This is a genomic window from Candidatus Williamhamiltonella defendens (assembly GCF_900699045.1).
Classification (GTDB): domain Bacteria; phylum Pseudomonadota; class Gammaproteobacteria; order Enterobacterales; family Enterobacteriaceae; genus Hamiltonella; species Hamiltonella defensa_A.
Window position 1 is genome coordinate 17,958 of record NZ_CAADHL010000008.1, and the last position, 12,354, is coordinate 30,311.

A 12,354-nucleotide genomic window follows, 5' to 3' on the forward strand; every position below is an offset into this window, starting at 1 on the left:
CAAGTTTAGATTTTTACGGAATATAAAATTCCGCAGGGTTTTATTATTATGTGCGGTATATTCGGACTCATATCTTCATCTAAGATATTTAAAAGTGACCTCAACCTTTTGGCAAATCATGCAATGCAGCGTGGTAAAGACTCGAGTGGTTTGCTGATATATGATAATGCCAACTATAAAGTTGTCAGGGCGGATTACGACGTAGTGAGGCTATTAAGGCGCACGCCAGTAGTTAATGCTACCTTTGTTGTGGGGCACAGTCGTTTAATTACTAATGGTATTTCTGATAATCAGCCTGTTATTCGCGATAGTATGTGTGTTTTCCACAATGGAATCATTGTCAATGATGCGGAGGTTTGGGAGGTGATCAAACCTGAACGCATGCTTGAAATAGATAGTGAAGTCATAGCAGCTATTGCTGCGCAGCATTTGCAGCACAATAGTAATAATTTACAAGAGATTGCAGATCGAGTGCTCGAGTTATGTAAAGGTGTAGTGACTTGTGTAATTATCATTCCAAAACTTGGAAAAACCATTATTTTTTCAAATAACGGCAGCCTGTATTTGGGTGGAAAAAATAATGTGGTCTGCTTTTCTTCCGAAAGCTATCCATTGTCTAAAATCGGCTGTACTGCTATTACCCAAGTCAGTAAAAACGCTATTGTTCTCGATACACCCGTTGGTGCGGATATCACTGTCTCTGACGATAAGCAGAGATCTCGTAACATTATTCCTCCGTTCAAGTACAATCTGACTGAGGCCAAGTTATTATCTTATCACTCTCCAGAGTTACGTCGCTGCACGAAGTGCATTCTTCCTGAGACGATGCCTTATATTTCGTTTGATGAAAGTGGCGTTTGCAATTATTGCCATACGTACAAGCCACGTAACATTCCGAAACCGAAGGAAGAGCTTTTCAAGCTTGTTGAATCTTACCGTCGCAACGGTGCTTTAGACTGTATCGTTCCATTTTCCGGTGGGAGAGATAGTTGCTATGGGCTACATTTAATCGTTAAAGAACTGGAGATGCATCCGGTAACTTATACATACGATTGGGGTATGGTGACAGATTTAGGTCGTCGAAACATCAGCAGGATGTGTGCCGCACTGGGTGTTGAAAATATAATTATCGCCGATGACATTGATAAAAAACGTAGAAATATTGCGGCCAATTTAAAAGCATGGCTTAAGTCCCCGAACTTGGGGATGATCAGCATTTTAACTGCTGGTGACAAGCACTTCTTCCGACACGTGGAAACTGTAAAACGCCAAACCGGAGTCTGCTTAAATCTATGGGGTGTCAACCCACTTGAAGTGACTCACTTCAAAGCTGGATTTTTGGGTATCGCGCCTGACTTTGACGAAAAACGTGTATACATGCATGGTTGGCAGAAGCAGTTAGAATATCAAAGTTTACGCTTTAAGGCTATGCTGAAAAGCCCCGGTTATTTTAACTTTTCCTTGTGGGACACGTTGTCTGGCGAATATCATCGCAGCTTTACCGAAAAAAAAGATTATTATCACATCTTTGATTATTGGCGATGGGATGAGCAAGTGATCAATGAGACGCTAATTGGTCAATACGATTGGGAAATGGCTGTTGACACCAGTACGACATGGCGTATCGGTGATGGTACGGCTGCTTTTTATAATTATATTTACTATACCGTTGCCGGTTTTTCTGAGCATGATACGTTCCGTAGCAATCAGATTCGGGAGGGCTCCATGACACGTGATAAGGCACTCGATCTGGTGAAGGATGAAAATCGGCCGAGGTATCAAAATATTCGTTGGTACCTGGATACTCTAGGTATGGATTTTAAACAAGTTATTAACGTGGTCAATTCGATTCCAAAATTTTATAAAATTTAGAGCATTCGGTTATTTTTAGATGAAAAACACTATTTGGTATATCACGAAATATTTTTCGCCTAAAACGGCCTCCAGCCCCGGAGGACGGGATTGGTTTTTGATCGAGGAGATGAAGAAGGCTGGATGTGAGACTGTAGTCATCACATCCGACTCCAATAATCTAGTTGATGTCCCGGATTTAAACCGCCGCGTGACAGAGCAGGTAACATTGGGTGTAAAGATAATTTGGTTGAAAACGCTTAAGTATTCCGTTGCTAAATCTGCCCGTAGGGTGCTGAGTTGGTTTCATTTTGAGTGGAATTTGTTTTTTCTTGATAAGAGCAAGCTACTTCGTCCAGATGTGATTGTTGTTTCTAGTCTTTCTCTGTTGACCATTGTCAATGGACTGCTGTTGAAGTGTAGGTATAAATGTCGCCTTGCTTTTGAAGTTCGGGATATATGGCCTTTAACCATTGTGGAAGAGGGAGGATTTAGCAAGCGAAATTTATTTGTTAAGTCCCTGTCTTTACTGGAAAAAATAGGATATAAACGCTCAGACGTGATTGTCGGCACTATGCCTAATCTTGCCGAACACGTTCTTGCCGAAACGGGGCTGGATCGTCCTGTATTTTGTATCCCCATTGGTGTCAGTGATGATCATCTGACTGAAGCCAAAGAACTGCCTGATGATTATGTATTGAAGTATTTTTCGACACCTAAATTCAGGGTTGTTTATGCAGGCACTATCGGTATTACCAATGCGTTGGAAGTTTTTTTTCAAGCTGTAGCAGCGATGCGTAATCACACAAATGTTGAGTTTTTGATGATCGGTGAGGGGGCATTGAGGGAGAAATATCAATCAATTTATGGTGATCTACCTAACCTCGTTTTTTCCCCAAAAATTTCGAGGAATAGAGTTCAGTCTGCGCTCATAAAATCCGATCTTCTTTATTTTTCAGTGTACGCCTCCAAAGTTTGGCATTACGGGCAGTCCCTCAATAAAGTTGTCGACTACATGCTCTCTGGTAAACCAATCATTGCTTCATATAGCGGTTATCCATCAATGATCAATGAGGCAAAATGTGGTGTTTACGTTCCTGCCGGGGATGTGGATTCGTTAGTGGCCGGTATATTGGAAATGAAATCCAAGAGCGCTGAAGAACGAGCAGAAATGGGTATGCGTGGCCGAGAGTGGTTATTGGCGAACCGGCGCTACCCGAAGTTAGCGAGAGACTACATGTCTGTATTATTCAAAGGTGGTACCTCTTGAAACGGTTAATGGATATTGTAGTTTCTGTGTTCGCCCTTTTTATACTGTCTCCGATTATTGCGTGGACGTTCTGGAAAGTTCGTAAACATCTCGGTACCCCAGTTGTTTTTCGTCAGCTACGTACTGGGCTGCATGCGGAACCATTCGAGCTAGTAAAGTTTCGTAGTATGCGTGAGGCGACGGACTTGTCAGGTAAACCGCTACCTGATTCTGAGCGCATGACACCATTTGGCAACTTTTTACGATCCAGTAGTCTCGATGAACTCCCAGAACTCTGGAGTGTTCTTAAGGGCGACATGAGTTTGGTCGGGCCTCGTCCACTCTTGAATGAATACTTACCGTTGTACAACTCTGAGCAATCGCGTCGTCATGAAGTCAGGCCTGGTATTACTGGTTGTGTCCAGGTCAATGGACGCAATTCGTTGAGCTGGGAAGAAAAGTTTAAGCTTGATGTTTGGTATGTGGACAACCATACGATCTGGCTGGATATAAAAATACTTTTTATGACAGTGATAAAAGTTTTAAGCCGTGAAGGTATTAGTGCCGAAGGTGAGGTCACTATGTCAAAATTTTCCGGTACAAAGAATTCTGATACGAACGGTATTGATGCATAGAAAAGTGTGCAGGTGGTGGTAACCACCACATGATATTGTAATCCATATACCCACAGTATTTGGTGTTGCAGCAAGGCGGCCAGGTAGTGGCCGATGAGCAACAGTCGATCGCACGCAGCCAACAAAGCTGCAGCTTTAAAAGCGAAGATGATACAATGTGAAGAATCTTGCTTAGTAATGTGCTTCAGGACAATTAGCGTCTCGTTGCCCAAAACTCAGAGTTCCGGGATTGCTTTGTTTTAAAAGGAATACTGCTAATGAAAAAGTTCGCTCTCATCGGTGCTGCTGGATACATCGCTCCACGTCACATGTGTGCGATCAAGAATACCCACAATATGTTGGTTTCCGCTTACGATATTAATGATTCGGTTGGTATTATTGACAGCCTCTTTCCAAAGAGTGAGTTTTTTACCGAATTTGAGCGTTTTCAGGAGCACGTATTTCGTCTGAATAGAAATCCTGAAACCGCACTTGATTACGTTTCGATATGCTCACCAAATTATCTACACCATGCTCATATTGCCGCAGCGCTACGCATGGGCTGTGATGTAATTTGTGAGAAGCCCTTAGTACCTACAAGCGAAATTCTTAACGAGCTATCCAAAGTCGAGCAAGAAACGAGTAAGCGCGTATTTAATATTCTCCAATTACGTCACCATCCAGCTATTCTGTCTTTGAAAGATAAAGTTGATAAAAAAAGTACAGAGAAAAAGTATGAGATTGAACTCACATATATAACTTCTCGTGGCAAGTGGTATAGGGAGAGTTGGAAAGGCGATCCGCGGAAGTCTTTTGGTGTTGCGACCAATATTGGCGTGCATTTCTATGATATGTTGCACTTTATCTTCTGCAGGCTTGAACGTAATGTCGTGCATTTTAGCGATGAATGCAAGGCTGCAGGTTATCTTGAATACGAGAACGCCAAAGTGCGTTGGTTCCTGTCGATCGATGCTGATGATCTGCCTGCTTCTGTGACTGGAAAGAGTCCGACTTATCGTTCTATGATCGTGAATGGTGAAGAAATCGAGTTTTCTGAAGGGTTTACCGATCTACATATTACCAGCTACCAGGAAATTCTGTCTGGCCGTGGTTATGGAATAGAAGATGCCCGTAACTGCGTCGAGACAGTCGAGTTTATTCGCTCCTCTAAAGTTACTCCGCCTTCCAATTGCGATGGCCATCCAATGCTTGCTGGCTTGCTTCGTTGATCTCTAATGAACCTGATTTCCTGTTGCATCTATCCTTTTTTCAGCCATTGGAAGATTGAGTAATCGCCGTGGGTATGAATAGATCAATAACACATCCAACCTTGTCCATATTGTAGGACAAGGCTTATCGTCAGAATAGGTTTCGGCGTGGCCTGCGCGCTATAGCTGTTTTGTCCATGACACTCTGTCATGCCTGTAAAACCTTACTGCCTAGTTGTTTTGTGTGAGTTGATGTCTTTTTGTGATTTCTGGATTTATTATTTCTTCTCGAATTATTGAGAGCAATAAAATTTTTAATTTGCGTAATTTCTGCTGTGGACGTATAAAACGTATTGTGCCTGCCTATATTATGATGCTTACGCTTGTCAGTATTGTGCCATCTTTATTATTTGTGGTGTGCGATTTTCCTTTTTATAAAAAGTTGAACGTGCCCGCGCTGCTTTTTTTAGTAACTAGTATTTTCAGGATTTGGTAGTGATTTTGCTCCTGGTGCATACGAACTTCCACTGTTGCATACTTGGTCATTAGCCATTGATATGCTGCAGTTTTATCTTTTTTCAGTTTTGTTTGTATGGACTACGCCACGACAGATTCTACCTTGGTTAATAGGTGTGTTGTACGTTTCTTTGTTCGCTTATGCAGAGTCGCAACTAAGGCTTGAGGATAACTAGCGTTATATTTATTACGATTTGTTTTAGAGAGTGCTAGAATTCTTATTAGGTGCTTTGCTTGCTTTTACCGGGATTGCTTTTACTAGTATGGGTAAAATCTGGTCAAGCGGATCTTCCACACTTTCTGGTTTGGCAGGTATGGTGATTCTTGGTCTGTGTTTTATATTTATCGACGAGAAAAATTTTCTATGTTTTGCATCGAACACCCATTGTTTTTCTACTTTTCTATTAATTACTTCAAGTAAAAGGTGTGGTAAGTCGAGTGCTTTCGATTGATGGATTTGTTTAAATTAGCGCTCTATCCTATTCACTTTATCTGTGGCATTGTCCAGTCTTGGCTTTTATGCGTTATTATATTGTACACTATGACTTGACGATACTTTGGGTACTCGTCTTTATCGCCATAACGTTTCTATTGTCGTCGTTATCTTTTAATTAGGTAGAGAACCTCGCACGTTATCATAAGAGTGTTCTTGAAAAAACCAAGAAGTATGATCGCACTGGTAATGACTGCTGGTATGTGATGTTATTGATTGTTAAGTTGAATAATATGGTTGAGAAACAATTTCTATCGAATATGATTCGATACGCGCCGGCAGACAAGATATGCTGCAACGGTAAATTTGATGTGGGGCTTGTGGCGTATACCTGACTATGCTCTAAGCGATTTTTACTCATAGATTTCCGTGCATGCAGCATAGATAGATGGAGAACGATTGATCGTTATCGTCGCTATGTGGCAGTGGCATGCGTATCATCCCAACTTTATGCACTCCATTTCTTACTGATTTTTTAAAAAGTAGACTCTAGCGTAATGAAAGGTTATTTAGCTCGCTCAAGTCCTCTGTGAATAAGGCGTTTATACGCGTTAGAATGTCCTATCCATGTTAGTCAAAACAACGACTGGGAAAACGCTAACAGCGACGTTGCACAAATAGTTGGCCGAGATAGAAAGTGGGTGTCATAGTAAAACGGGATATGGGAGAAATTCAGGAAAGTTCCCCCTCTTATCGCGGCTAACTGATCTATTTTGACAATCATCATTTAAACGAACTTTTGGCTCATATTTATGGTCTGTTCTTAGCACCATATTTTAAAAAATATCTATCTATAACCATTCAATGACTACGCAGGTATCCAGCATGTCACATTATCAACATCCTTCCGCCATCGTTGATGCCGGAGCTGATATCGGTGAATCCTCAAAAATTTGGCACTTTGTTCATGTTTGTAGCGGTGCTCGCATTGGTAAATGGGTATCCTTAGGACAAAACGTTTTTATTGGTAATAAAGTCGTTATCGGTGATCACTGTAAAATTCAGAACAACGTGTCGGTTTATGATAACGTCACACTAGAGGAAGGCGTATTTTGCGGGCCGAGTATGGTATTTACCAATGTTTATAATCCTCGAGCCTTAATTGAACGTAAAAATGAGTACCGTAATACACTCGTTTGTAAAGGCACCACGCTAGGTGCAAACTGTACAGTCGTCTGTGGTGTGACGATTGGCAATTTTGCATTTATTGGTGCTGGCGCGGTAGTAAAAAAAGATGTCCCCAGTTACGCTTTGATGGTCGGAGTCCCTGCTCGCCAAATTGGTTGGATGAGTGAGTTTGGTGAACAGCTTGAATTGCCACTTTATGGAGAAGGAGAGACAGGTTGCATTCATACCAATGCACTCTATCGTCTCAGTGGAAACGCTATTGTTAAATTGAATAATTGAATCATGATTGAATTCATTGATCTTAAAGCTCAGCAAGCGCGTATTAAAGTTGAAATAGACCAAGCGATACAGCGTGTTTTAGCGCATGGTCAATATATTTTGGGGCCTGAAGTTTCTCAGCTTGAGAAGAAACTAACTGATTTTGTGGGTTCCAAATACTGCATTACCTGTGCCAATGGCACAGACGCGCTGCAGATTGTACAAATGGCATTGGGTATTGGCCCAAGTGATGAAGTCATTACTCCTGGGTTCAACTACATATCGACTGCCGAGACAGTGGTATTATTGGGTGCGAAACCGGTGTATGTAGATGTCGATCCGAAAACTTATAACTTGGATGCCAGCTTACTGGAAGCTGCAATTACGCCTCGCACCAAAGCAATTATTCCTGTTTCTTTATATGGTCAATGTGCTGATTATGATGCCATCAATCATATCGCTGCTCGATACGGCATCCCAGTAATAGAAGATGCTGCTCAAAGTTTTGGGGCTACTTACAAGGAACGCTACTCTTGCAATTTGACAACCGTATCTTGCACTAGTTTTTTTCCAAGCAAGCCGTTTGGCTGTTATGGAGATGGTGGCGCCATATTTACCAACGATGAGCAGCTTGCAACGGTAGTACGTCAAATAGCCCGCCACGGACAGAAGCAACGTTACCATCATATTAGAGTGGGAGTTAACAGTCGATTAGATACGATACAAGCTGCGATCTTGTTAACAAAGCTTGCGATATTATCCGATGAAATTGAGTTACGTAATCAAGTGTCCGATAAATATAATAAGCTATTTTTGAATGCAGGCGTTAAAACTATTCCATACGTAGAGTCTCATAATAGATCCGTGTATGCTCAATATACTGTGCAGGTTTTAAATCGCTCTGCGCTCCAAGTCAAGCTTAAAGAGCACAATATACCTAGTGTAGTACATTACCCGATCCCCTTAAATAAGCAGCCTGTAATGAGAGATACAGCTGTTCATTTACCTGTAGGTGATCGTATTGCAAATGAAGTATTGAGTCTTCCGATGCACCCTTATATGAAAGATGCAGATATTGAGCACATTGTGAGTAAGTTGGTTGGATTCTATCGCATCAATGGAGCATTATAAGTATCATTCATTTTTTATTTAATGCGGAGTATTACAGATGTATCTGCAGAAAAAAGAGAGTGTTGCCAAGTTTAAAAGTAAGAAAGCGCTGATTGGGATTGTTGGTCTTGGTTATGTGGGGTTACCTTTAATGCTTCGTTATAACGAAATCGGTTTTCGCGTGTTGGGCATAGACATTGATGGAAGCAAAGTCAAAAAATTGAATGCGGGCATCAGTTATATTGAACATATCCCTCCCACCAAAATCATAGAAGCGTGTCAATCAGGATTTGAAGCTACAGTTGACTTGAGTCGCGTTTCAGAATGCGATGCTCTGATTTTGTGCGTGCCTACCCCGTTGAATAAGTATCGAGAACCTGACATGAGCTTTGTCATTAATACCACTGATGCTATCAAGCCCTACTTACGTTCTGGCCAGATTGTATCACTAGAAAGTACAACATACCCAGGTACGACTGAAGAGGAGTTGCTTCCGCGTGTTCAGGAATGTGGTCTTGTTGTGGGCAAAGATATCTTTTTGGTATACTCGCCAGAACGAGAAGATCCGGGAAATATTGATTTTTATACTAGAACCATCCCAAAAATTATTGGAGCTGATACGCCGGCTTGTTTGGAAGTCGGCACTGCACTCTATGAGCAAGCTATTGATCAGATAGTACCGGTCAGCTCAACCAAGACTGCAGAAATGACAAAACTGTTGGAGAATATTCATCGTGCCGTAAACATCGGTTTGGTCAATGAAATGAAAATCGTCGCTGATCGCATGGGCATCGATATTTTCGAAGTTGTCGATGCCGCTGCGACTAAACCTTTTGGCTTCACCGCCTATTACCCTGGCCCAGGGTTGGGGGGGCATTGCATCCCTATCGATCCATTCTATTTGACCTGGAAGGCGCGTGAGTATGGTCTGCATACTCGATTTATCGAGCTTTCCGGTGAAGTTAACAAAACAATGCCGGAGTATGTGGTCAGAAAATTGGCCGATGGCCTGAATGAGCGCAGTCAGGCACTTAAAGGTAGTAAAGTGCTAGTTTTAGGCATCTCTTACAAGAAAAATGTGGGCGATATGCGTGAGTCACCATCGGTCCAAATCATGGAGCTGCTTAAAGCAAAAGGCTGCGCGATCGCTTACAGCGATCCTCATGTCCCCGTATTCCCGAAGATGCGAGAGCATGACTTCAACCTAAAAAGCGAAACTCTGTCGCGAGAAAATATAGGCAGTTTTGATGCGGTTTTACTCACTACCGACCACGATAAATTTGACTACGAGCTCATCAAAGTTGCCTCCCGACTAATTATTGATAGCAGGGGAAAGTATCGTTCAGCTGCATCGCACATTATTAAGGCCTGAGGCCTTTTATAAATATAAACTTGAATAATATAAATAATTAACATAAAAATTGTGATTTCTTAAATTGATCTCCTCAAATGATTTGGTAAACAAATAAGGAAACTACATTTTTTGTTGTTGGATATTTTAAATGATAAATTTATGATCTTTTATCATGAGCACTGGAAAAGGATGTTGACTTATCCATCAAGCTTTTCTACTGCCATAAAGCCAGCATCTAATAATAGAAAGAAATTACTGCAATTAACTATATAGTTTGCAAAATAAGCAACAAAAGCCCATGGGTTTATTTAATTAAAAGACAGTATCATTAGTTTTGCGCCTCATGTAGATCCAATCAACAATTTTTCTCTCTGGCTTATAACCACAGACCGTCTCTCGAAATAGTCGGCAAACGCGGTCGTAATCATCATTTTCTACCGCGTCAATCAACTGAGACAATACTACCTTGAATATTTCCCAAGGCATGTGCTCCTCACTGGCGCGCATGATCATCGGGTGATCGGTTGGGCTAACGTTGTCACCGATCAGCAACTCTTCATAAAGCTTCTCTCCTGGGCGTAGACCAGTGAACTCGATGGAGATATCACCATGTGGATTAGTATCAGAACATACACTGAGCCCAGTAAGGCAGATCATTTTCTTTGCCAGTTCTACGATCTTGACTGGCTGGCCCATATCTAATACGAAAACATCACCACCCTTTCCCATCGACCCCGCCTGGATCACCAGCTGCGCTGCCTCAGGGATGGTCATGAAGTAGCGAGTCATGTTTGGATGTGTAACCGTGACTGGCCCACCTTTTCGGATCTGCTCATAAAAACACGGAATTACCGAACCAGAAGAACCCAACACGTTGCCGAAACGCACAATAGTAAAACGGGTTTTATTGACCGTATGTATACCCTCCTTATCCTGAAAAATCACTGAAGTGCTTTCCAGATTAAGTGCCTGCAATACCATCTCAGCCAAACGTTTGGTACAACCCATCACATTGGTCGGGCGCACTGCCTTGTCCGTTGAGATCAGCACGAAGTGTTCTACACCAGCTCGTATCGCCGCTTGTGCTGTGTACAATGAGCCTAATACGTTGTTGAAAACACCCTCGGCAATGTTATGTTCTACCATCGGCACATGCTTGTAGGCCGCCGCGTGGTAAACGGTATTCACAGCCCATATACGCATAAGCTCGTACAAACGATCCTGATTGCGCACCGAACCGAGAATAGGCAAGAGACGCACACTAAAGGATTCTCTGTGTATACGTTTCTCCAACTCGGTATGAATGCTATAGAGATTGAATTCGCTCTGCTCGAACAGTAGCAACACCTTTGGCCCGGTGGAGATGATCTGCCGGCAGAGCTCAGAACCAATTGAGCCGCCAGCACCGGTAACCATCACAACCTGACCACGTATGCAACGCTCTAATAGAATTTGCCGCGGCGGCACTGCATCGCGTCCAAGGAGGTCTGCAATAGCCACCTCATGAACGTTTTCCACTTTTACCCGGCCACTGGCCAAATCCATAAAACTGGGAACAGTTCTAACATGCAGAAGATACTGCTCCAGCGTTTCCAATACCTGGCGCCTGCGCTTGCGACTTGCGGATGGCAAGGCCAGTAGGATCTCCACAGCGCCAGTCTCATCAATCATCCGCTGAATATGGTTTGGCGAATATACACGCAGGCCGGCAATTATCTGATTAGAAATATTATGATCATCGTCTATAAAAGCCACTGGACGCATGATGCGTGCCATACGTAAAGCTGCCGCCAACTGGTTACCTGCAGACCCTGCACCGTAAATAGCGACGTGCGAAAATAGGTTATCGTTGCTACTAGATCTGGAATGCTGATGATTGGTCAACCAGTTCCCTATGAAGTAATGGCGCATGCAAAGACGTAAGCCACCAGTCAGCATAATACTCAACCACCAGTAGCTGAACACCATGGAGCGAGGAATTATCGTAGGAGCATCCCGATACCAATACACCATCAAGGTAAGAATCAATGTAGACAAGCTAACAGCTTTTACAATAGCTATCATTGCATCATTTCCGAAATATCGCATAACCGCATGGTACATATCAAAATGGATGAAAAGTGGGATGGAAACGAGTGGCGCAGCTAGGAATAACCATAGATGCTTGCTGAGCGGATGGATGTCATTAATACCCCCAAGTCGCACCACAAAAGCCATCCACAAGGCGGCCCAAAGCAACACAACATCCATGGAAATCTGGATCAGACGCTTGTAACGACGTGGCAGCTTTATTAGACGCGCCCGGAGTTTGTCAGCCAACCTCAACATAACAGTACCTCATCTGGAATCTTCTGATTTTTTACGTATTAAAGCTGATATTTAGGTGTACACAGCAAGCCGCAGTAAGATGATTAAGTGCTGATACACTAGCTTTCGACACATTATGCCATTTGTGCTTTGAATAATGATAATACTGAATCTCTCTAAGCAAATCTGGCATGTCCAATCTTCAGGCTGGATCATATCCTTTTAACTTTTTTCGTGCTGATAGAGTATCTCATCGTTTTTCTTCA

At 42.4% G+C, this 12,354-nt stretch carries 8 protein-coding genes; 7 read left to right on the top strand and 1 reads right to left on the bottom strand.

Annotated elements, in window-relative coordinates:
* Positions 1 to 123 precede the first annotated feature (123 nt).
* The 7 genes from CICURV3402_RS06170 (at position 124) to wbpA (ending at position 9,799) form a co-directional block, all read left to right on the top strand.
* On the top strand, positions 124 to 1,872 hold the full coding sequence (locus CICURV3402_RS06170) for a hypothetical protein (RefSeq protein ID WP_222837061.1): 1,749 nt from the start codon (positions 124 to 126) through the stop codon (positions 1,870 to 1,872).
* Positions 1,873 to 1,891: 19 nt separating this feature from the next.
* The gene (locus tag CICURV3402_RS06175) at positions 1,892 to 3,121 is read left to right on the top strand and encodes a glycosyltransferase family 4 protein (RefSeq protein ID WP_158380271.1); all 1,230 of its coding nucleotides are present in this window, start codon (positions 1,892 to 1,894) and stop codon (positions 3,119 to 3,121) included.
* Positions 3,122 to 3,129: 8 nt separating this feature from the next.
* Positions 3,130 to 3,735: a sugar transferase gene (locus tag CICURV3402_RS06180; RefSeq protein WP_158380279.1), complete on the top strand. Its 606-nt coding sequence runs from the start codon at positions 3,130 to 3,132 to the stop codon at positions 3,733 to 3,735.
* 257 nt (positions 3,736 to 3,992) lie between these two features.
* Positions 3,993 to 4,943 (top strand): Gfo/Idh/MocA family protein, encoded by a 951-nt coding sequence (locus CICURV3402_RS06185; protein ID WP_158380272.1) that lies wholly within the window; start codon positions 3,993 to 3,995, stop codon positions 4,941 to 4,943.
* A gap of 1,813 nt (positions 4,944 to 6,756) precedes the next feature.
* Positions 6,757 to 7,338 carry an acyltransferase gene (locus CICURV3402_RS06190; protein WP_158380273.1) on the top strand — a complete coding sequence of 194 codons (582 nt, stop codon included), beginning with the start codon at positions 6,757 to 6,759 and terminating at the stop codon, positions 7,336 to 7,338.
* 3 nt (positions 7,339 to 7,341) lie between these two features.
* Positions 7,342 to 8,448 (top strand): DegT/DnrJ/EryC1/StrS family aminotransferase, encoded by a 1,107-nt coding sequence (locus tag CICURV3402_RS06195; protein ID WP_158380274.1) that lies wholly within the window; start codon positions 7,342 to 7,344, stop codon positions 8,446 to 8,448.
* 37 nt (positions 8,449 to 8,485) lie between these two features.
* Positions 8,486 to 9,799: a UDP-N-acetyl-D-glucosamine 6-dehydrogenase gene (wbpA, locus tag CICURV3402_RS06200; protein WP_158380275.1), complete on the top strand. Its 1,314-nt coding sequence runs from the start codon at positions 8,486 to 8,488 to the stop codon at positions 9,797 to 9,799.
* Positions 9,800 to 10,093: 294 nt separating this feature from the next.
* On the opposite strand, the gene CICURV3402_RS06205 is transcribed toward wbpA, so the two are convergent.
* Positions 10,094 to 12,100, bottom strand: coding sequence for a polysaccharide biosynthesis protein (locus CICURV3402_RS06205; protein WP_158380276.1), 2,007 nt, complete (start codon positions 12,098 to 12,100; stop codon positions 10,094 to 10,096).
* Between the last annotated feature and the right edge of the window lie 254 nt (positions 12,101 to 12,354).